20 protein-coding genes and 1 pseudogene are annotated in these 20,882 nt (G+C 59.8%); 10 read left to right on the top strand and 11 right to left on the bottom strand.

What is annotated here, in order from left to right; genetic code table 11:
• Positions 1-7: 7 nt before the first annotated feature.
• The 3 genes from FZ934_RS23480 to FZ934_RS23470 are packed head-to-tail and all read left to right on the top strand — an operon-like array spanning position 8 to position 3,035.
• Positions 8-1,072: an ABC transporter ATP-binding protein gene (locus tag FZ934_RS23480; protein ID WP_153273251.1), complete on the top strand. Its 1,065-nt coding sequence runs from the start codon at positions 8-10 to the stop codon at positions 1,070-1,072.
• Complete coding sequence (locus FZ934_RS23475; RefSeq protein ID WP_194273817.1) at positions 1,069-2,247, top strand: ABC transporter permease; 1,179 nt, start codon at positions 1,069-1,071, stop codon at positions 2,245-2,247. The genes FZ934_RS23480 and FZ934_RS23475 overlap by 4 nt, the downstream gene beginning before the upstream one ends.
• A complete protein-coding gene (locus FZ934_RS23470) occupies positions 2,244-3,035 on the top strand; it encodes an ABC transporter permease (RefSeq protein WP_153273250.1) in 792 nt (263 codons plus the stop codon). The genes FZ934_RS23475 and FZ934_RS23470 overlap by 4 nt, the downstream gene beginning before the upstream one ends.
• 20 nt (positions 3,036-3,055) lie before the next feature.
• On the opposite strand, the gene FZ934_RS23465 is transcribed toward FZ934_RS23470, so the two are convergent.
• The 3 genes from FZ934_RS23465 to FZ934_RS23455 all read right to left on the bottom strand — a co-directional run bounded on the left by FZ934_RS23465 (position 3,056) and on the right by FZ934_RS23455 (position 7,194).
• Positions 3,056-3,931 (bottom strand): amino acid ABC transporter substrate-binding protein, encoded by an 876-nt coding sequence (locus tag FZ934_RS23465; protein WP_246737918.1) that lies wholly within the window; start codon positions 3,929-3,931, stop codon positions 3,056-3,058.
• A 130-nt stretch (positions 3,932-4,061) separates the two neighbouring features.
• Complete coding sequence (locus tag FZ934_RS23460; protein WP_153273248.1) at positions 4,062-4,508, bottom strand: DUF2721 domain-containing protein; 447 nt, start codon at positions 4,506-4,508, stop codon at positions 4,062-4,064.
• Positions 4,483-7,194: an SH3 domain-containing protein gene (locus tag FZ934_RS23455; protein WP_194273882.1), complete on the bottom strand. Its 2,712-nt coding sequence runs from the start codon at positions 7,192-7,194 to the stop codon at positions 4,483-4,485. Before FZ934_RS23455 ends, FZ934_RS23460 begins: the two co-directional genes overlap by 26 nt.
• Before the next feature lie 360 nt (positions 7,195-7,554).
• Between FZ934_RS23455 and FZ934_RS23450 the strand changes: the two genes are divergently transcribed.
• Both FZ934_RS23450 and FZ934_RS23445 read left to right on the top strand, forming a co-directional pair.
• Positions 7,555-8,166 (top strand): L,D-transpeptidase, encoded by a 612-nt coding sequence (locus FZ934_RS23450; RefSeq protein ID WP_153273247.1) that lies wholly within the window; start codon positions 7,555-7,557, stop codon positions 8,164-8,166.
• A 113-nt stretch (positions 8,167-8,279) separates the two neighbouring features.
• A complete protein-coding gene (locus tag FZ934_RS23445) occupies positions 8,280-8,546 on the top strand; it encodes a DUF2277 domain-containing protein (RefSeq protein WP_153273246.1) in 267 nt (88 codons plus the stop codon).
• Between the two features lie 255 nt (positions 8,547-8,801).
• On the opposite strand, the gene FZ934_RS23440 is transcribed toward FZ934_RS23445, so the two are convergent.
• The 3 genes and pseudogenes from FZ934_RS23440 to FZ934_RS28725 all read right to left on the bottom strand — a co-directional run.
• The gene (locus FZ934_RS23440; protein ID WP_153273245.1) at positions 8,802-9,605 is read right to left on the bottom strand and encodes an anti-sigma factor family protein; all 804 of its coding nucleotides are present in this window, start codon (positions 9,603-9,605) and stop codon (positions 8,802-8,804) included.
• Positions 9,602-9,826: a sigma factor-like helix-turn-helix DNA-binding protein gene (locus FZ934_RS28730; RefSeq protein WP_432443658.1), complete on the bottom strand. Its 225-nt coding sequence runs from the start codon at positions 9,824-9,826 to the stop codon at positions 9,602-9,604. The genes FZ934_RS23440 and FZ934_RS28730 overlap by 4 nt, the downstream gene beginning before the upstream one ends.
• Positions 9,827-10,007: 181 nt before the next feature.
• Positions 10,008-10,109: pseudogene (locus FZ934_RS28725) on the bottom strand (sigma factor); the annotation flags it as partial.
• Between the two features lie 533 nt (positions 10,110-10,642).
• Between FZ934_RS28725 and FZ934_RS23430 the strand changes: the two are divergent.
• Both FZ934_RS23430 and FZ934_RS23425 read left to right on the top strand, forming a co-directional pair.
• Positions 10,643-11,617 (top strand): MBL fold metallo-hydrolase, encoded by a 975-nt coding sequence (locus tag FZ934_RS23430; RefSeq protein ID WP_153273244.1) that lies wholly within the window; start codon positions 10,643-10,645, stop codon positions 11,615-11,617.
• 12 nt (positions 11,618-11,629) lie between these two features.
• Positions 11,630-12,115 (top strand): tetratricopeptide repeat protein, encoded by a 486-nt coding sequence (locus FZ934_RS23425; RefSeq protein ID WP_153273243.1) that lies wholly within the window; start codon positions 11,630-11,632, stop codon positions 12,113-12,115.
• 177 nt (positions 12,116-12,292) lie between these two features.
• Here FZ934_RS23425 and FZ934_RS23420 read toward each other — a convergent pair whose 3' ends face one another.
• Positions 12,293-13,951 (bottom strand): phosphoethanolamine transferase, encoded by a 1,659-nt coding sequence (locus FZ934_RS23420; protein ID WP_194273881.1) that lies wholly within the window; start codon positions 13,949-13,951, stop codon positions 12,293-12,295.
• Positions 13,952-14,259: 308 nt separating this feature from the next.
• Here FZ934_RS23420 and FZ934_RS23415 point away from each other — a divergent pair, with 308 nt between their 5' ends.
• The gene (locus FZ934_RS23415) at positions 14,260-14,991 is read left to right on the top strand and encodes a phosphatase PAP2 family protein (RefSeq protein WP_153273241.1); all 732 of its coding nucleotides are present in this window, start codon (positions 14,260-14,262) and stop codon (positions 14,989-14,991) included.
• A 59-nt stretch (positions 14,992-15,050) separates the two neighbouring features.
• Here the strand turns inward: FZ934_RS23415 and xth are convergent, their stop codons facing one another.
• The 3 genes from xth to FZ934_RS23400 form a co-directional block, all read right to left on the bottom strand.
• Complete coding sequence (gene xth / locus FZ934_RS23410; RefSeq protein WP_153273240.1) at positions 15,051-15,830, bottom strand: exodeoxyribonuclease III; 780 nt, start codon at positions 15,828-15,830, stop codon at positions 15,051-15,053.
• A 152-nt stretch (positions 15,831-15,982) separates the two neighbouring features.
• On the bottom strand, positions 15,983-16,426 hold the full coding sequence (locus FZ934_RS23405; protein WP_153273239.1) for an SRPBCC family protein: 444 nt from the start codon (positions 16,424-16,426) through the stop codon (positions 15,983-15,985).
• Between the two features lie 281 nt (positions 16,427-16,707).
• Complete coding sequence (locus FZ934_RS23400; RefSeq protein WP_153273238.1) at positions 16,708-17,592, bottom strand: MBL fold metallo-hydrolase; 885 nt, start codon at positions 17,590-17,592, stop codon at positions 16,708-16,710.
• Positions 17,593-17,958: 366 nt separating this feature from the next.
• Between FZ934_RS23400 and FZ934_RS23395 the strand changes: the two genes are divergently transcribed.
• Entirely contained in the window at positions 17,959-19,278 is a 1,320-nt protein-coding gene (locus tag FZ934_RS23395) for a solute carrier family 23 protein (RefSeq protein WP_153273237.1), read from the top strand.
• Positions 19,279-19,359: 81 nt separating this feature from the next.
• Here FZ934_RS23395 and FZ934_RS23390 read toward each other — a convergent pair whose 3' ends face one another.
• A complete protein-coding gene (locus FZ934_RS23390) occupies positions 19,360-20,265 on the bottom strand; it encodes a DUF1003 domain-containing protein (RefSeq protein ID WP_153273236.1) in 906 nt (301 codons plus the stop codon).
• Positions 20,266-20,437: 172 nt separating this feature from the next.
• On the opposite strand from FZ934_RS23390, the gene FZ934_RS23385 reads away from it, so the two are divergent.
• A complete protein-coding gene (locus FZ934_RS23385) occupies positions 20,438-20,863 on the top strand; it encodes a GFA family protein (RefSeq protein WP_153273235.1) in 426 nt (141 codons plus the stop codon).
• Positions 20,864-20,882: the final 19 nt, after the last annotated feature.

Genomic DNA, 20,882 nt, shown 5'->3' with positions numbered 1-20,882 from the left:
GGCATTGATGACCGACGCCTTTATTCAATTTGACAAAGTCAGCAAGTCGTTTGGACCCATAACGGTGGTCGACGATCTCGACCTTTCGATAGGTAAAGGCGAATTCGTCAGCATGCTCGGGCCTTCGGGATCCGGCAAGACAACGCTGCTGATGATGCTGGCAGGCTTCGAGAAGCCGACAAGCGGAGAGATCTCCGTCGACGCCAAAAGGGTCGACGGCCTCCCGCCTTACAAGCGCAATATGGGCGTGGTGTTTCAGAACTACGCGCTCTTTCCCCATATGACTGTTGCCGAGAATGTCGCGTTTCCACTGAAGATGAGAGGCGTTTCCCGCTCGCAAATCGTCGAGCGCGTCAAAAAAGCGCTCGACATGGTGCAACTCGGTGCCTTCCAGGGTCGCAAGCCGATCCAGTTGTCTGGCGGCCAGCAACAGCGTGTGGCGCTCGCGCGTGCGCTGGTCTTCGAGCCCGAGGTCGTGTTGATGGACGAGCCGCTTGGTGCTCTCGACAAGAAACTGCGCGAGCAGATGCAGCTCGACATCCGCGACATCCACCGGCGGCTCGGGCTGACGATCGTTTTTGTGACGCACGATCAGACGGAAGCGCTGACCATGTCGGACCGGATCGCGATCTTCAACCACGGCAAGATCGAGCAGATCGGCACGCCTGGACAAATCTATGACAGCCCGCGAACACAGTTTGTCGCGGAGTTCATCGGCGAGACCAACCTTCTTACCGGCAAGGTTCAGAGCGCAAGGGAAGGTGTCCTTGGCGTTTTGCTTGCGAGCGGCGCGAGCATCGAGGTCAACGCGCCACTGCCAGCAACGGTCGGAGACGAGGTGAAGGTTTCGATTCGGCCTGAACGGATCGACATCAACTCGGAAGCAACCGGTGGCAACCGCCTGAAGGCCACCGTCGCGGACATTGTCTACCATGGCGACCATCTGCAGGTGCGGGTCCAGAGCCAGGGAAAAGATCTGATGATCAAGGCGCACCGCAAATCCTCGCCCCTCAACATCGGGGACGAAGTCGTGGCGTCCTTCTCTCCTGATCATTGCTGGATGGTATCATGAGGGACAGCTGGATCTGGAAACAGGCTAGATCGTTCCTGCTGGTAGCGCCGCTGGCACTTTTCCTCGTGCTTTTCTTCGTCGCACCGCTTGCGACCATGATGAAGTCTGCCGTGTCAGATCCCGTTGCGTCGCGCGCCCTGCCGACGGTCGCGTCCGCCTTGAAGGGATGGGACCGGGCAAGCGCGCCGCCGGCAGATGCGCAGAAGGCGTTTGCCGCTGACATCAGGGGCATCCGGGATGATGAGCTTTTCGGAGACCTCGTTCGGCGGCTGAACAGCGCCAAGTCGGGTTTTCGGACGCTGATGACCAAAACCAGATCGGCAGTAACTGCGGACGAGAGCGTCAGTGATCTTTCTGCAATTGATAGCCGGTGGAGCGATCCGGCTTTCTGGATTGCCATTCAAGATGCCGCGAGTTCGCCGATAACGGATAGAAACCTGCTCGCGGCCGTTGATCTCACACGTGATGCCAGCGGATCGATCGCCAATGCGCCTGAGGGCACGTCCGCGAACCGCGACACGCTGATACGCACGCTGACGACTGCGGCAACCGTCACCATCTGCTGCATATTGCTCGGTCTGCCTTTTGCGATGGTCGCAGCCTCGGTCACCGGTTGGGTACGGCAGCTTCTTTTGGGTGCGGTGTTGCTTCCTCTGTGGACATCTCTTCTCGTGCGTACCGCAGCCTGGTTCATTCTTCTGCAGGACAACGGCCTGATCAATGCATCGTTGCAAGCGATTGGTTTAACCAGCAGTCCCATTCCATTGATATTCAACAGGGTAGGGGTCGTTATTGCGATGACGCATGTTCTCCTGCCGTTCATGGTTCTGCCTATATTCAGCGTTCTGATCGGTATTCCGAAAAACCTGATGCCCGCGGCAGCTTCGCTAGGAGCAAATCCCATCCGTGCTTTCAGCCGCGTGCTGCTGCCGCTATCGCTGCGTGGCGTGGTCTCGGGTTCTTTGCTCGTCTTCATGAGCGCACTCGGCTACTACATCACCCCGGCGCTGATCGGCGGCGCCAAGGACCAGATGATCAGTTCGGTGATCGCCTACTACGCAACGGGTGCCGCGAACTGGGGGATGGCTGGTGCTCTCGGCCTAGTGCTGCTTCTTGCAACCATTTTGCTGTACGTTGTCTATCTGCGGCTCTCATCTGAGGATGCCCGGGCATGAAGCCGCTGACACTCGCAAAGATCTTATTTGGAGCCCTGGTCGTCTTCTTCCTGATGGCGCCATTGATCGCGATCCTGCCGCTGGCATTCACCAACAGCGTTTTTCTCAACTATCCGATCCCCAGCTTTTCGCTGCGCTGGTTTAATGAGCTGTTCACGGCGGATGCTTGGCGCCGGTCGATTTTCAACAGCCTGATCATCGGCGCCGGGACGACCCTGCTGGCCACTGTGCTCGGCACAATCGGCTCGCTCGGTCTTCGCGGAAAAAAGGTCTCGCTATTGTTCGGCTTCATCCGCACGGTTTTCCTGCTGCCGATGGTCGTGCCGGCCGTCGTGCTTGGCGTCGGGATGCAGCTGATGTTTGCTCAGTACGGGCTCGCCAATACCTACCTCGGTGTCATCATTGCTCATACGGTTCTCGCCGTTCCCTTCGTGGTGGTCAACGTGACTGCCTCTCTCCAGGGTATCGATCGTCGCCTTGAGCATGCGGCCGCGAGCATGGGGGCGGCACCTCACGTCGTTCTTCGAACGGTTACGCTTCCTTTGGCGATGCCAGGGATCATCTCGGGGGCGGTGTTTGCCTTCGCAACGTCGTTGGATGAGGTGGTGCTGACATTGTTTGTCGCGGGACCAAATCAGCGCACGCTGGCGCGTCAGATGTTCTCGACCATCAGGGAGAATATCAGCCCGGCGATCGCGGCGGCTGCGTTTGTATTCATCCTCGGCACTGTCCTCATTGCTCTCTTCGTCAATCTCGGGAAGAGAAAGACGCAGGCGCAACGAGCCTAGTCGGCCGGGCACCTTCATTCTCAATAGGGCACGTGTTCCATGATGACCTGCGTGTGAAGCATCGGCGCTTCGGCTCCGAAGTAATGCTCCAGAAGCGGCAGAAAATCGTCCGACAAATAGAAATTCGTCAAAGCACGATCGGCGAGCAGCCGGAAATCGGCATCATCGCGGCGGAGCGCAATCGCGTAGGGTTCGTGGGTAAACAACCGGTCGCCGATCTCGAGGGAGGAGGGATCGCGCGCTCGCTTGACGAGGCTTATGAGAAGGGCCCGATCAGCGATATAGGCGTCGATCTTGTGATCCTCCAATGCCGCTAACCCCTCCTCATGAGTTTCGAAATCGGCGAGCTTCGTCTTTGAAGCTGGCGTCGTTTCCAATGCCTCCCGCAGGGCGATCCCCGTCGTCGTGCTGGCGCGTGCGCCGATTGCATGCGCCGATGCGATACGTTGGCTGACAGCACGGACGGCGGGCTTGTCCAGGAACATCGTCTGCAGGTAGTCGGCCGAATCCTTGCGGAGCAGCGCAGTCGCCCCCGTGAGGAAGATCGGCTGCGAGAAATCGACGATTTCCCGTCGCTTCAGATTGACCGTTGTCGCACCGCAGAGAAGATCGACGTTTCCATCCTTCACCGCATCGAAGCCGTTGGCGAGGGTCATCTGAACGTATTCGCGCTTCAAATCCGGAAACTGATGCTCGATCTCATCGGCGATCTTGCCGCAGAGTTCGATGGCGTATCCCTCTGGATCGGCGCCGGCTTTGACCGACGAGAAGGGGGCCTCGTCGGCGATGTAACCGATCCGCAGGCTGTTCCGCTGAGCGATCGTATCGAGCGTTGCGGCACCCGCCGCGAAGGCGGAGAGGCAAAGGGCAAGTTTGACCAGTAGCAGTCGCGTCATGCACTTTGCCATAGGCCTGATCCTCATCCCGGAGGCGGTTGCGATCCTGAAGATATGCACGCAGACTATGAGCTGCTGGGCGTTTGTCAACTCGGGTTCGCCAAACGCCGGGTCCAGCCGAGGACGGCGATCAACTGATCAAATCCCGATCCTTTTGGATCTGTATCAGAATGCTGCGTCCGGCCGCGAGCAGTTCGAACAGAAAGGCAACGAGCGACAGCATCAACGATATGATTGCGCCACCAAAGAACCAGAAGATGTTCTGAGGCTGCAGCCGAATGGCCAGTGCGCCTGAGAGGAGATTGAGGATTGCCCCGCACGTGCAGATGCCGGCTACGACGCCGAGTATGACGGCGATTTCCAGAACCAGCGTACGACGGCGGAGATAGATGAGCTGCCGTTGCCGGTCGGCTCTCGGGAGATCGGTATCGATCACCTCGTTCAACCGGTCGGATACCCTTCCGAGACGGGTGCAGTAGATTCCGACGAGCGCGGCTGTGCCCGCCAACAGGAATACCGGCGCGAGCGATGTTTGGATCACCTCGGCGTAGTTAACGATGATCGGAGGGGTGTCCATCCTTGTCTCCTACGCGTGTGGCCGGACCTGTCTGCGCCATTGTTGGAGAGCGCCTGCTGTATGAGGGGCAGGGTCGCGGTTCATCGGCCGCGACCTCCTCCGCCACCACGGGGCATGGCTCGCCCACCACCGCCACCGCCGCCACGGCCACCACCGCCTCCATGGATACTGCCACCGCCTCGTCCGCCGCCCCCTGGAAGCTGCGACCACCACCACCACCGCCGCCGCGGCTTGCGCCGCCCTGGAAACCGCCGCCGCGGTTGAAATTATGGAAATTGCCGCCTGACTGGGGACCCCGGCCATAGGCGCGGTTGAGTTCGTTGCGATTGCCGAACTGGCGCCCGCTCATGTCGAAGTTGAGATGAGAGGGAATGCTGTCGAGCGACCGCTGCGGATTGCGGCGTGGTGCGGCCGGACGTTGCGCGGTTTTCGGCCTGGATGCCTGAGGTCTGTCTGCCGTTGGGCGCTGGCCGGCCCGATTGATGTTGCCGCGGTCAGGGCGTTCCGGCCCGACAGGCTGCCAGCCGTCTGGGGAATGCTTTTGCCACTCCCCGTCCTGGCGTCGATAGACATTGCCGTCACGCCCGGCATAGACATCTCCGCCCTTGCTTCCGACGATGAATCCCTTGTCGCCTTCGCTGTTGCGCCAGCGCAATCCGCCGGCGCTTCCGGTCGATCCGCCGCTGATGCGGGCGAATTCGCCGCCGTGCTTGACGGAGACGCTACCCCACGAGCCATAGACATTCTGGCCCCCGCGGGCGACGACGGCATTGCCCGTGCGCGGATTGTACGCGGCAATAAAGCCTCTCTCGCCGTTGGGGCCGGCCAACGCGCCGCCGCGGATATGGGTGCCTGTCGTCGGATTATACGCAGCGCCGACAACCAGGCCGCGGTTCGGTCCGTAGGCGTAGCCATAGCGGCCGAAGGCGCCATAAGCAGGATTGTAGAAGGCACCGACGCCGTAGGTTATCGGCGGCGGATAATAGGGCAGATCAGGGTTGTCGTAGTCCCAATAGGGTGGATAGTACCAGCCCGAACCCCACACCAGCGTATCCCAGGCCAGATAGGCGCCGAGGTAGCCGAGCGTATAGCCATACCAGACCGCATCGTCCTCTGTCTCGTACACGCGGACATAGGTGGCGTTGTAGACCGGTGATGACGGCGGGATCGTATAGATCTCGTCCGCGACGGAGCGGGCGACGGCAAATGGCCCGGTCGGCGTGTCACCGACAAACCAGATGCCGTCCTTGAGCACAAAGTATTTGTCGGCGACCTTGATCACCTGTTCGCTTGCGTTGACGGCATAGAACATCGAGGTGCCCTCGATCGGTTCGAATTTCGGCTCGCCGCTGTAGCTGACCTCCACCTTGACCGATCCGTCGGTCGTGACGCGCGCCATCTTCGGAATGCTCGCCCTCAGGCGCGCCTCGGCGCTCTCCGAGGTGCCGGGAATGGAAGCGCGCACCGCCGCATATGGCGCATCGTCGGGCACGCGCTGAAAATCCTCCGGCAGGTTGGCGGTGGCGAAGGTCCAGGGCCCGTTCAGCGATGCTGACGAGAACCATCTTCCCGAGAGGAGCGTGTACCAAGTCTTGCTCGCTTTCTGGTAAAAGACGGCGCTTGTGGTATTCGACACCCATTCAAGGCCTGTTCCCGGCACCGGCTCGAGAGCCGGCTTGCCATCGAAGAGCAGGAGTTCGGCGGGCTTTTCGGCGTAGAACACTGTCGGCACGGTCTTGTCCGCGAAGGGCACCGCCGGAAGTGCCGTCTTTGCGTCTTTCCAGTTTTCGTCCGCAGGCAAGCTGGAGATAACATCCGGCAGGGCGCTGGCTTCGGTCCAACCGCTCTCCAACGCGTTCGAGGTCAGCCAGCTCTTGTCATCCCGAAGATAGTACGTGCCGGCGGCGTCGACCTTCAAAACATCCCAGTTGGTGTTGGCGACAAAGGAAAGACCCGGCACGCCTTTCACCGGGGCGGACACTGCCTTGCCATTGGTTTGGACGAGGATCGCGGGTGTTTCGCTGGTGAAAATCGGCGGCGGATCCGCCTTGATGTCGGTTACATCAGCAAGGCGCTTGTAATCCGCCAGACTTGCCGTCAGCCGGTCCTCCGAAACGACGATGGGATCGGTCGGCATGAGCTTTCCGACCTCAAGCGACAGATCCGACAATTGCTTGCGATCCAGCGACGAGAACTCCACCCGCGTCGCCTTGACCTCAGTCAGCGTGACATTCTCGTTTTCGTCATCGGCCACTGTCTTGGCAGAAACCCCGATGATGCCGTAAATCGGCTTAGCGTCGGCAGAGGGTTTCAGTTCGGTGGCAATGAGAGCCTCGAGAAGGGTAAAATCGGTCCAACTGGTGATCTGCGGCTGGAAGAGGGTGATTGTTGCGCCTGTCTCGGTGGTGAAGATCCTGGGCCAGGCGGGCGCGCTCGCTTCCGACTGATTGAGGTATTTGCCTGCCACGAAACCATTGGCGCCGGAATAGCTGACAGCGCACCAGGCGGCACCGTCGTCGCACTCCTTGATGTCGACCTCTTCCCCCTGAGGAAGCACGCGCATCGCCTCGAAGCCGGTGCCCGGTCCCGTTCTGAGATTGACGTTCGCGGTCAGAACGGCGGGATCGGCGAAGGCGGTCGTCGAGAAAAACGAGGCAATCGTCAGATAGGCGAATATTTTGTGCACCACACCACCCCCTGCTGATTTCGCCCGGTCAGCGGCCTGCTAGCCTCGCAAGGCTGGCGCGGTTGACGCGAGCAGTCTCCCAGTCGAATGCAGGATAGGGGCATGAAGCAACCCCGCACATTGGGAGTTCCACTTACGTATTTCTACAGAAGCGGGCGCAGGCGGGTTGATCGTCACGGGGTGCGGATCAGGCACTCGGCGCAGGGGAGCTTGCGGCGTTGCATGAGCGCATCTTCCCGCGGTGCCGTTCGGTCCGCGTGACTATGCAAGAGCAACGGAACTGAGGAAGCCACGTTTACGGTCATAGTGCCGCCACAGAGTTCGGCCCAATCAAGCTTGTATGACAAGCGGATGGCGAAGATGAGATTGCTGGTTCTCCTTGCCGCGGCGCTCTTGCTGACGGTATTTCAGGCCCAAGCCCAGATTTATGGGCCATATGACGGATATGACGAGTATGGTGGCTACGGTTATGATGACCCGTACGGCGCCTATCCGCCACCGCCCGAATATGAGCCTCCGCCGCGTTACCGCGAGCCCTACAGGGAGCGACGGGCGCCGTCGATGCGCGGCACTGCGGGCACCATCGTTATAGCCACGCGCGAACACACGCTCGTCTATACGACATCAAGGGGTGAGCAGTATGTCTACCCGATCGCCGTCGGTCGTGCGGGCAAGCAGTGGTACGGATCGACGCGGGTCGTGTCGAAGCGACAGCACCCGGAATGGCGACCGACAGCCAGCATGCGCCAGAAAAATCCGAGACTCCCGGCCGTCGTCGGTCCGGGTCCGTCGAACCCGCTTGGAACCCGAGCCATCTATCTCGCCGACGGGCTGCTGCGCATACACGGGACGAACGATCCTTCCTCCATTGGCACCAATGCGTCGAGCGGGTGCTTTCGGATGTATCGGCAGGATGTCGAGGAGCTTTACGAGCTGGTTCAGCCGGGAACCAGGGTCATCGTCCAGCGCTGAACCGCGGGGGCAATACGTCTGGCTATAGTAGCGTTCTCTGTTTCCCGGTTGCCATCGGCAGTCGCGCGGCTAGTTTTCTATGTTGAGCCCTCTGCACCAACGGGAGCAAAGCCATGTGCCGAAATATAAAGCCCTTGTTCAACTTCGATCCACCGGCAACGGATGAGGAAATTCGCGACGCGGCGCTGCAGTTCGTGCGCAAGCTGAGCGGAACGACGAAACCTTCGAAGCGCAACGAGATTGCATTCGAGCACGCGGTAAGCTCGATCGCGGCGTGCGCCCGCGATCTGCTCGGATCTATGGAAACATCGCAGCCGCCACGTGATCGCGAGGAAGTCGCGGCAAAAGCACGTGCAAGAAGCGCGGTCCGGTTCGCTTAGGGCACTTGTGGCCGAGCCATACCGCTTGCCGTGATATGGCGGGATCAGACTTCGGTCCGACTACCCGCGGGCTCTCCGCGACCTAACTGTCAACATGGGAAGCGTTCGATGTAGTGATGATACTTCGCGCTTTCTATCTCCTTCGCAAGGGAGCAGAGGAGGCTACGGTCTTGTGCCCAACGTCCGGGCCGTAGCCTCCTCCGATGATCTGAGCACGCCGCCTCGGCGCCGTCTGGCTGTATTCCGTGCCGACTTCTAGTTCGCGGGCGGCCGCATGAAGCTTGTCCGAAATCTCGCGAGGTCGGCGGCGCTGACGTCGGATACTGCCCAGAACACAAGCCCATCGGCCGACCATCTGGCCATATTGTAACCGTCATGCTCGCTGTCTGCCTGGCCTCCCGCCGCCTGGGGCCAGATGAACAGGTTGATGACGTGTCCGTTGTGCCGGTAGATCAGCGCCGCGACGACCCTGCCGCCGATATAGTCCGCGCGGCCACCGACCAGCGGGAAACCGTCTTTGGAAAGGTCATTGACGGGCGGAGAGAAATCAATGCGGCCGTTGAACCAGGGCTTCACCGTATGCTGATTGGAGGTCTGCACATCGGTAAGATGATCGGCCAACATCGAATGCACATGGCTCGCAAGCAGCTGATCCTCGATTCCAAGATCGGGTGCAGGCGTGTTCAAGAATAGCACGGCGCTTGCGGCCAGCGCGGCGAGCGATGGCACGAGGCTCCAGTCTCGTATGAAGCGGAAGGCGCGGCCCCACGTGCTCACGGGCTGGGTCTCTGCGCGAGGTGTCGAACGCGGCATCCGCACTTCTTGCGACAGAGCAGACAGAACCTGAGAGCGCACCTCGTCCGGAAGTGGAAAGCGTACTCCATCTCGGCCTATCAGTCGTCGTACACCACGCACCCTTTCGATCTCCTCTCGGCAATCCGGACACCCCGCCAGATGTGTGTCAAACTTGGCGGCCTGCATAAGATCGAGTTCGCCATCGATGAAGGCATGCAACACCGGCCCCCATTCGCCGCAACCAGGATTCCGGTCGTCGTTCACGCTGGCACCTCTCCATCTCCTAGAGCGGTCCACGCCTCGGCGAATTCGTGGCGCGCGCGGGCTATGCGTGACATCACGGTGCCGATCGGAATATCAATGACCTCGGCGATCTGCCGATAAGACAGTTCGTCCAGTTCGCGTAGCACCAGAATCTCGCGCATGGCATCCGGCAGCATGTTGATGACGCGACGAACTCTGTAGGACTCGTTCTCGCGGATCATGGCAACTTCCCGTGTCCTCCTGCGATGCGATCTCATGCGGCAAGGTCTCTTCGGAATCCGCGCCGCCTTCGTCCAACGGCGTTTCGAAGCGCGCACGGCGTCGCCCTTTCTGCTGCGATGCGAGGTAACAGTTTCTCACGATCGCAAAGATCCATGCGCGAGAGTCGCCACCGCGATAAGTCGCGAAGTTGCGATAGGCCCGCAGAAACGCGTCTTGCAGAATGTCCTGCGCCGCATCCGCATCGCGGCTGAGGAACCGTGCAAAATTGTAGCAGGCATCCATATGCGGCAGGATCGTCTGTTGAAACCGCAGTGCGAGATCGGCCGAGAGGCGCTGAGCGGGGGCCGCGAGCACCTCGGGCCGGGCTTGGCCTCTTGTTTCTTCCATGAGGCCGATAATGACGGTCACTGCCCGGGCAAAAATCTTGGCGAATGCCGAGGAGCGCCGGCTCCAGCGTCGTGCGGCAGTGACCAGCCGATAATCGTCGAGCAGTATGGGGTAGGCGATACTGACGTCAGTCATCACATCCTCAACGGCCGGCAGCCCCAGCCGATTTTAATCCTCCGGTCGGTGCGTGCGCAACACGGCCTATCCCTATGAAGATCGTCGGCGGTCCGGTTTTATTCCCGGAGACCGCAGATTTTTCGACCGCAATGAGGTGCGTTTGAAATATCCGCGTATTTTCAATGGATTGCATGAAATGTCTCGGGCCGACGGAATAACCTCCTACCCGATGCGGTCTAGTTTCTCAGCGAGGACGGCATGCTGCTGCACCTCGTCAGATCGACCCCGCAACGCTTTGAGGAGGCACTACCATGTTTGATATGTCACGCCGCGCCGTGCTCGGATCGGCTGCCGCTGCAGTCGCATTCGGCCTGGCATCCAAACTAGAAATACTGGCGCCGGCCTTTGCCGCTTCTCCCGACGAGCCAATGACCGGCTTCTACCGCTACAAGGTCGGCGACATCGAAGTCACCGCCATCTATGACGGCATCTGGCGCAAGCCGCACGATCCGGCATTCATCAAGAATGCCTCGGTCGAGGAGACCAAGACAGCGCTCGCGAACGCCAATCTCCCGACCGACTTCATGCCGATCCCGCTGACAGTTGTCGTGCTCAACGTGGGCGGCAGGCTGATCATGATGGATGCCGGCTCCGGCGTCGGTCAATGGCAGACCAACGCAACCCATCTTCCCGCCAACATGGCCGCCGCCGGCATCGATTATAAGAAGATCGATACGGTGATGATCTCGCATTTCCACCCGGATCATGTCTGGGGGTTGATGGAAAAGGGTTCAAACGCGCCGGTTTTCGGCAATGCCGAGCTTGTCGTGCATTCCACCGAATATAAATGGTGGACCGATCCGTCGCGCGTCGAGACGCTTCCTGAAGGGCGCAAACCCGCCGGCAAGCGTATAGCGGCCGTTTTCCCGACCTGGAAGAACTGGAAACTCGTGGAGGGCGGCGCGGAGGTGGCGCCCGGGATCGAGCTGGTTTCGGCGCCCGGGCATACTCCCGGTCATTCGGCCTATCTCGTCAGCTCCGGAAACAGCCAACTGCTGGTTTCGGCTGACATCATGTACGTCCCGGCGCTGCTCGCTCCCCACCCGGAGTGGCAGGGCAGCTACGATCAGGACGGGCCGCTTGCGATAACCAGCCGACGCAAGCTGATCGATCGCGTCATCGCCGACAAGATCGCCATCTGCGGTTCGCATTTTCCGTTCCCCGGATCGGGCAGCTTCGTCAAGGACGGAAATGCCTACGCGTTCACGCCAACCATTCAGGCCTGAGGAGATATCGCCATGAAAAGATCATTTACAAACTACGTCGTTCTCGCTGCGATAGGCTTTTGCTCGGTATCTGCGGCGGGCTCAGCGATCTCGACGCTGACAGCCATTCCGGCGTTTGCCATCGACGATATGGCAACCGGCAACGGGCCGGATCTGACGTCGGTGCGCGCCAAGATCGCCGCAAAGGACTATGCGGCTGCTCTTGATGAGCTGCGCGGCCTTGCCGAGGATAACCAGCAGGCGGATGTCTACAATCTGCTGGGTTACACGTTGCGCATGACGGGCCAGTACGACACCTCGCTCGCCTACTACAACAAGGCGCTCCAGTTGCAGCCGGATCACAAGGCGGCTCACGAGTACCTCGGCGAACTCTATCTGCAGACAGGCGATACAGCGAAGGCGAAGTTGCAGCTTGCCTCGCTCGAGCAGCTTTGCCCGGCCGGCTGCGAAGAGCTGACAGACCTTGAGGAGGCGATCGCCGCGCATGCTGGCAACTGAGGCAGGAACGATCTTGCCGTACCGCATGAGAGCGTGAGCGTCGGAGCGCGGCGTCTGTCGCCAAGGCCGCGCTTCGAGGCTATACATCGGGCCGGTTTTGTCCGGCCCGCCCGGCTTAAGAGGAGCCCTGTCATTTGGTGAGGACAGAACGGCTCCGCCGGCAACGGCGGAGCGAAGTCATTTAATCACGGCAGTTTTCATTGTGGAATTTTCAGCAACGGCGCCGGGCGTCCGGCAGGCAGCGAATATGTCCAGCGATCGGTCGTATGCGGTCGTGGAAACGTCCATCAATCCCAGCACACTATGGAAGAAATTGTCGTGGGAGACTGGTGTGGACGCGTTCTTGCTCATGCAACTGACGTCGAAGCCGTTCGCCTTCTGAACATCGGGAGCAATCCACGCAAGGAACGGAACGTGTGTCTGCTGGGACGGTGCCACAAGATAGGGCGCACCGTGCAGGTAAAGGCCATTCTCACCGAGAGATTCGCCGTGATCCGAGACGTAGATGACGGATGCCGCGACCGACATTTCCCGCGCCTTCAGCTTGTCGATAACCTGCGAAACCACGAAGTCCGTGTAGAGGACCGTGTTGTCGTAGGCATTGCGGATCTCTTCTTCCGAGCACTTGCCGAAGTCCTCGGCGCGGCAGTCCGGGACGAAGCGGCGGAATGCGTCCGGATAACGAGCGAAGTATGCGGGCCCATGGCTGCCGAGCTGATGAAGTACCAGCACGCTGTCGCCGTGGATATTGTTGAGCCACTGGTCCATCCGGTCGAGCAGGATTTCATCATGGCATTCGCCCCCGCTGCAGAAGCGTGGATCGGCCGACGGCGGCAGGAAGTCATATGCCACCCTGTCTGTCACGTTGTAGCTGCCAGTGTCGTTGTCCAGCCAGGATACCGATACGTTGGCGTGCTTCAGGACATCGAGCAGGTTTTCCGTGGAAAGCGCCTTGTCATGCGAATAGCTCTGCCTGGTGTAGTTGGAGAACATGCAGGGGATCGAGACCGCAGTCGACGTTCCGCAGCTCGTCGTGTTCGGGTAGTAGACGACGTCCCGTTTTTTCAGTTCCGGATTGGTGTCGAGCTTGTAGCCGCCCAGCGAGAAGTCTTCTGCACGAGCGGTTTCGCCAGCGACGATGACCGTAACCCTGGGCTTGTTGCCGGCAATTCTGCGGGCATCCGTGCCGAGAGGCTTCGGCGCGCCACGCGGTCCCTTCATGACGTCAAGACCGTAGCGAACCGCGCTCGTCATCGGAAAGAAGGGTGTCAACGGCTCCATGATATCGGGGTGCGCGCGTCCGACGCCGGCGATGGTCTTGTAGTCGCTGATCGCGGAGCCCGCCAGAACGAGCAGACAGGCCACGATGATCGCGCTGTTGTGGAGAAGCTTCGACAGGATCGGGCGGTGAACGATGCGCACCCACAGGATCAGGACGACGGGAAGGACACCCGTCAGGAGAAGATGGATCACGAACCGAAGCGTAATGAGATGGCCGGTTTCCGCGGCATTGGAATCCATCATGTTCCGGATCATCTCACGATCGACGATCACGCCGAACTGATCGGTGAACCATGACGCCGCAGAGGCTGTCAGAACGAAGAAGATCAGGAACGCCTTCGTCACATACTTGGCGGAAACCAGCGTCAGGAGAGCGAGCGCCCCTGCGGATATGCCCGTTATGAAGAGGATGAGGGCGAAGCGGTCGTTCCGAAAGTAGTCCGCTGCCCGCGCCCAGAAGGTTTGGTTCGCGATCAGCAGAAGATATGCCGTTGTAATTGCACATATCGTAAAGCTGCCGACGCTCGGGCGGAATTTCCAGAAAGCTTGCTTCATTGCCTGTTGGTATCTCTTGATGCTGGCCTGATGGGTTGCTCGGGCGAGTCTTTCAGACCGAGCCAGTTCAAACCGCATCGCTGATGAACCTGACAGCTACCTGAATGGCTCCGACACCCTGTGGACACTGGAAGCAAACCGCTTCCGGTGCGTCATCGTTGCCAGTCGATCGCTCATCAATCGAAACGACGACTCTCGCGACCCGGCCAGACGGTCACCACGCCCAGGCTTCTTCCCGATGGCCGTTCAGGCCTCTGTCAGGGAAGGGCGGAATAAGGCCCGAGCCAATTTGATTTGAAAGTTTCGAAATGACCACGTTACACGCGGTTTCCAACCAGCGGATTTATGCCGACCGATTTTTCATCCTCACCTCGCTATGGGCGCTGCTGCTGTCGATCTTCCATACGTGGCCGATGATCGACGTCCGCATATCCGCATACTTCTTCAGCGGCCCACTGTGTCTTGGCACCACGGCCGCGAAGCCCTGCGGCTACTTTGCCCTCAACCAGGTGCCATCGATCACGGCGCTTCGCTGGTTCCTTTATGCACTACCTTTTGTCGCCGTCGCGATCATTGCGGGATGCCTGATCGCGGCGCGCGTCTCGCACCGGTTTCGCGATCGGCTTCCAATCCGTCGCCTGTGGCTGTCGCTTGCAAGCCTGGCGCTTGGCACGGGCCTGATCACCAACCTCGTCTTGAAGGGTCATTCGGGCAGGCCGCGGCCGAGCGGAACCGACCTGTTCGGCGGCGGCAACCGGTTCATGCCGGCGGGATCTTTCCACGGCGCATGCCAGGCCAATTGCTCCTTCGTCTCGGGTGAGGCCTCCGGAGCAGGCTGGCTGATCTGTGTGCTCATATTGCTTCCGCCCCGCTACCGCGCCTGGGTCGCACCGCCAGTCATCCTTGTATCGCTTTCAACCGCATTCCTCCGGGTCGCAGTCGGTGCTCACTACACATCCGATGTGGTTCTCGGGTGGCTCCTCTCGATCGTCATCTTCGCGGGTCTGCTTGCTCTCGAAGAGCATTTCACTGGTCGATGAGAGAGTCAGATCTCGCCTCAGCATTCATATCGCCGCAAGCAACATCATGCCGGATGGCGTTAGGAAACGTCGCCAATCTCAATCCATACGGGAGCATGATCGCTGGTGTGTTCCCGCGCGCGTACATCCCTATCGACGCCCGCTGCCTTCAGGCGCTCTGCGACGGCCGGGCTGAGCAGGAAGTGATCAATCCGCAGACCAGCATCGCGGGCGAACGCATTTCGAAAATACTTCCAGAATGTGTAGATGCGTTTGTTGCCATTGAGGGTTCTGAGAGCGTCGGTCCAACCCTGGTCGACCAGCCCCCTATATGCCTTGCGGACCTCAATGCGAAAAAGTGCATCGTCGCGCCATCGTTTCGGATCGTAGACATCGATATCCTTCGGCATGACATTGTAGTCGCCGGCAAGGACGATGGGCACGCTAAGGTCGAGGAGTTCGCTGGCGTATGCGTTGAGCCGACGAAACCAGCGGAGCTTGTATTCGAATTTCGGTCCGGGCCACGGATTGCCGTTTGGCAGGTAAAGGCAACCCACCAGGATGCCTTCGATCGCCGCCTCGATGTATCTGCTATGCGTATCATCAGGATCGCCGGGAAGCCCCCGCCTGGTGAGAACGGGCGTTGCTCCCTTGGCCAGAATTGCGACGCCGTTCCAGGAGCGCTGACCATGCCAGACCGCGCCGTAACCGGCAGTTTCAAGCGCCTTGGCCGGAAACTTTTCATCGGGAGCCTTCAGCTCCTGCAGGCAGACGATGTCGGGTGAGGCTTCGCCGAGCCATCGCAGCAAAACGGGAAGCCTGCCGTTGATACCGTTGATGTTGTAGGTGGCTATCTTCATCAACACCGCCTGCGAGAAAACACGTTGGCGAACAACTCGGATCTAGGTTTCCAGTTCCGCCTCTATGCGGACTTGCGGCAAGCATTCCATGCATGCCGCAATATTGGGAAGGTGGGACTGAGAGGGCGCTCGTACGCGCGACCGCATGCGGTCTATTGATTGATCTCCGGTTCGACAAGGCGCGCCAGGTTGCGCAGCGACTCCTGCCAGCCGAGATAGCATGCCTCTGGCGGGATCACGTCGGGGATGCCGGCCTGGACGATTTCAAGTTCCGTCCCGACCGAGACTTTCTTGAGCGTAACGGTAACCTCCATTTCGCCGGGCAAGTTGGGATCGTCGAACTTGTCGGTGTAGCGAAGTTTCTGGCCGGGAACGAGCTCGAGATAGCTGCCGCCGAATGCATGGCTGTGACCGGTCGTAAAGTTTCGGAAGGAAATCCTGTGGGTCCCGCCGACCGCCGCCTCCAGATGATGCACAGTGCAGGCAAAGCCGTTCGGCGGAAGCCATTTGGCCAGCGCATCCGCCTCCAGAAAGGCGCGATAGATCTTGTCGGGGCTGGTCGTCAAAACGCGGTGAAGTCGAACTGTGCCTGGCATGGTCTTCTCCTTTGGCTTGAACACTACGAATGTGCCTAGGACGAACGGGCTCTTGTCAATCCTACAATCAAATCGAGCTCCAGCGGAGAAATGGCGTCTTGCCAATGTCGCACAGCCGATCCTTAGGCATGGTCAGGGTGCTTTCTTGCCCGCTGGGCGTCGACTGTGCCGTTCCCATTGCGTACGAGGAATTCCACGAGATCGAACGGTTCAGTATTGGTGTGAACAGTCGCTTCCAGAAAGACGACGCGGCAGCAGGAGGTGCGCCGCGTCGGTGTTGTTTACTGTCCGGAACTCAGGGTCGGCTCCCACTTGAAATGATCGCCGTCGGCCTGGATGTGGCCGACACCCGGAAACGGAAAATGCGGCGCGAAGATGAGCTCGTTGGTCTGCGCAAGCTTCTTCAATGTCTCGATCCGGTTCTTTTCCCCGCCGCTCGCGTCACTGTCGAAGCCAACGGGCCATTCGGGCTTGGCGAGCGAAATGATCGAGCTGTGTACGGTATCGCCGATGTCGAACAGCTTTTCCTTGCCTGATACGATCTGATAGCCGACGTGACCTGGCGTATGGCCCTTCAATCCGACCGAGGTTATGCCGGAGGCAACCTTGGCGCCCGGCTTGAACGTCTTCACATGGCCATCGATCACCTTGACGATGCTTGCGAGCTGATCGTTCTTCTTGGCAAATGCCCATTCCGCCGCGGACATGCGAATGGTGGCCTTGGGGAAGGCCAGCTTGCCGTCCTTGACGAGACCGCCCATGTGGTCGGGGTGTGAATGCGTGATCAGGATGTCGGTCACGTCTTCAGGCTTGTAGCCGGCCTGAGATAGAGACTGCTGGAGCGCGCCACCCACGCCTGTGTCAATGAGGATCAGCTTCTTCGGCTCCTTGACCAGCAGCGCGTCGACGCTGAGCGTTACTGTATCCGTCGGGGCGCCCGCTGCCTTGAGCAGATCGGCGACTTCCTCCGGCGTGTGGCCGACGCCGAATATCTTGTTGTCGTTCGGCCTGACGAACTGGGCGTCATGGAGTGCGACGACGTCGAGTGAACCGACCTTGAAGCTCTTGGAAGCGGGCTGCTGAGGCGGCATCTGCGCCGATGCTGCGCCGGCCAGGGCAAAGGCGAAGATCGACAAAAGGGCGAGAAAGGCTTTGGGGGCAAGCATGGACGCGGTCCTTTTTCATGTGGCGGATGAGTTCTACTTATTCCGACATTGCTTTCGCAGTCACATCGAATTCTTGTGAACGGCGGCGTGGCGCCGGCATGGACACCAACGGAGATACGCCGAGCAGATTGGTCGGATTGCCAGTCTCGGCAAGACAAAGCCCGGAATTACTTGGGAGTGTTGTGGAAAGCCGTCTGATGCCCATGACAGCAGCAATGGTTCGCAGTATCGACGGCGTTGGTACCCGTACGAGGGCCGGCGGTCGCCGTCGAGCAAGTATCCGGGCGATAACAACTCAGTTTATTCCACCGACCGATCGGAAACCCCGAAGGTTTTGTGGTGAAATCAAAAGAAACGGGACGAGCGATGAGCGAGACGGGTGGGTATTTTCCGCGTTGGCGGCTGAAGACGGAAGGGCGCATTCTGCCCGACGAGCGGTTGCCGGCTGCGCAGACGGTCGTGCTTGGCTTCCAGCATGTCGTGGCGATGTTCGGTTCGACCGTGCTTGCCCCGATGATCATGGGATTCGATCCTAATGTCTCGATCCTGTTTTCCGGCATTTCGACGCTGATCTTCTTCATCGCTGTTGGCGGTCGCGTGCCGAGCTACCTCGGCTCGTCCTTCGCCTTCATCGGACCGGTTCTGGTCGCAACAGCCGCTTCGGCCGGCGCTCCCAATCCGAACATCGCCTTGGCGCTCGGCGGCATCATCGCCGCCGGCGCGCTCTACACGCTGATCGGCGTCATCACCATGCTCGCCGGTCACCGCTGGATCGAGCGGCTGATGCCGCCGGTGTTGACCGGCGCGATCGTGGCCGCGATCGGCCTCGTGCTTGCACCGATCGCGATTTCCAGTGCCTCGGGCACGGGGGCCGCGAGCCCGGATGGCAGCCAGCTATCGCGTTGGGTGGCACTGCTGACGGTTGCCGCGGTCGGCCTGATCGCCGTCTATGCGCCGGGTATGACGCGTCGACTGCCTATTCTTCTCGGCGGGGCGATCGCCTATGTCGCCTACCTGGTACTCGCCAACGGTTTCGGTCTCGGCACGCCGGTTGATTTTTCGGGCGTTGCCGCGGCCAGCTGGTTCGGCTTGCCACACTTCACCTCGCCGGTGTTTTCGGCATCCGCGATCACCCTGATCGCGCCTGTCGTTGTCATCCTCGTTGCCGAGAACCTCGGACACATCAAGGCGATCGGCGCGATGACCGGTCGTAATCTCGATCCCTATCTCGGCCGGGCCTTCATCGGTGATGGTCTGGCAACGATGGTCTCCGGCTTCTTCGGCGGCACCGGGATGACCACATACGCGGAGAATATGGGTGTCATGGCGGTCACGCGGATCTTTTCCACGCTTGTCTTCCTAGTGGCTGCCTGCGTCGCAATTCTTCTCGGTTTCTCGCCGAAGTTCGGTGCGTTGATCCAGACCATTCCGGGACCGGTTCTCGGCGGCCTGTCGATCGTCGTCTTCGGCCTGATTGCCGCCACCGCAGGCCGCATCTGGGTCGAAAACAAGGTGGATTTCGCCGAGCCGCGCAATCTCATCACCGTTGGCGTCGCGCTGGTGCTGGGTGCTGGCAACTTCAAGCTCGATGTCGCCGGCTTCACGCTCGATGGGATCGGCACGGCGACCATCGGAGCGATCGTTCTTTACCACGCGCTCGGTCTGGCTCGTCGTCAGACTATTTGAGCGAGCTGCAGCCCCTTCTGCGCATAATCTAATGCCAGGCCCTGTTGAGTAACAGCGGCCTGGCATTTTGCTTTGTCCACCCTATTCGTCGGTCTCATCCGATTTGGGAGTACCGAACAGGTTCTTCAGCGCGTTGGTCTTGGTCTTCTGCGCCTTGCTCATCTTCAGGGCGCGATTGGCGGCTTTAGCCTGTTCGAGCATCATCTCTATCTGGATCTGCTGGATCTCGGTCAGCCGTTCCCACTGCCGGTTCAATAGATGATCGACCTTTTCATGCAGGTGGCGGATTTCCAGTTCGGCCTTGAGGTTGACCTTGTAGTCGTTGAGCGCCCGCAACCGATCCTTCGATTCCTGGCGTCGCTGGCTCATCATGATGATCGGCGCCTGAAGAGCGGCGATGGTTGACAGGATAAGGTTCAGAAGGATGAACGGGTAGACGTCGAATGCTTCCTTCTCGCCAAGCACCAGGTTGATCCCCATCCAGACGGCGAGGAACAGGCAGAAGGAGATGATGAAGGTCCAGCTGCCGCCGAAGGTTGCGACGACATCGGCGACGCGGTCGCCGATCGAACGGTGTTCCTCGTAGTCCTCTTCGATGTTTTCTGCGAGCGTGTCGTGGCTCCTCAAGCTTTCGACGACTTCGTCTTCCAGATTCGAGAGTTCGCCACGTTCGTCGCGCAGAAGCTCGGCAATGTACTGGCCGCGATAGTCATCGACCACCTTGCGGCTGATGTAGTCGTCGGAACGCAGGCCGGGGTGTTTCTGCCGCATGAAATCCGCGAGCGATGGGCGCATGTCGTCGAAGTGGATGGCGTCCTTCTTCTTCAGCGCGGCGCCCGTGATCGCGTCGACGAGCTTGACCGACTTTGCCTTGGCCTGCGCAAGGCTCCTCGTATAGTCGTCCATCTCGACGGTAGCGGCTTCTCCGTGCCCGGCGTCGAAGTCGACGATCTCGCCTGCGAAATCCAGGGGCTTCTCTTCTGCCATCTGCTGATCCTCGTTCTCGATTTTTCGCCGATCTAGTCGTCAATTCGAACAGGATTGTGACATTCAATTCGTGGCAAATCGAACGGCGAATTGGGAATTGCCACGCGAGTTATCGCCGCATTGTAGAGAGCCGTCGGCTTCGCTATTGATTGCCAAAACGAGCGAGGCGGTAATGATTGATCAAAGACAGCAGCATGACGCGGCTTGCCACTGCGGCACCGTAAGGTTCCGCGTTCGGCTGGCGGACGAATTCAACACCATCCGCCGCTGTACGTGCTCCTACTGCCGGATGCGGGGCGCGATTGCCGCTTCGGCAGACCTGTCTGACATCGAGTTTGTTGAAGGCGAAGATAATCTGACGCTTTATCAGTTTCATACGGGCACCGCTAAGCACTATTTCTGCAAGACATGCGGGATCTATACTCATCACCAGCGCCGCTCGAACACGAGCCAGTTCGGTGTCAACGTCGCTTGCATCGAGGGTATCAGTCCCTTCGATTTTGCGGAGGTTCCGGTCTCGGACGGTGTCTCCCATCCTTCGGATACCGGTGCCGGCCCCAAGGTGGCCGGGATACTTCGGTTCGAGCGAACTGTTTGAGATCGTTGGGTGGTGCACC

Origin of the sequence: Rhizobium grahamii (genome assembly GCF_009498215.1) — a bacterium.
Taxonomy (GTDB): domain Bacteria; phylum Pseudomonadota; class Alphaproteobacteria; order Rhizobiales; family Rhizobiaceae; genus Rhizobium; species Rhizobium grahamii_A.
This window is presented reverse-complemented; position numbering and strand designations above follow the sequence as displayed.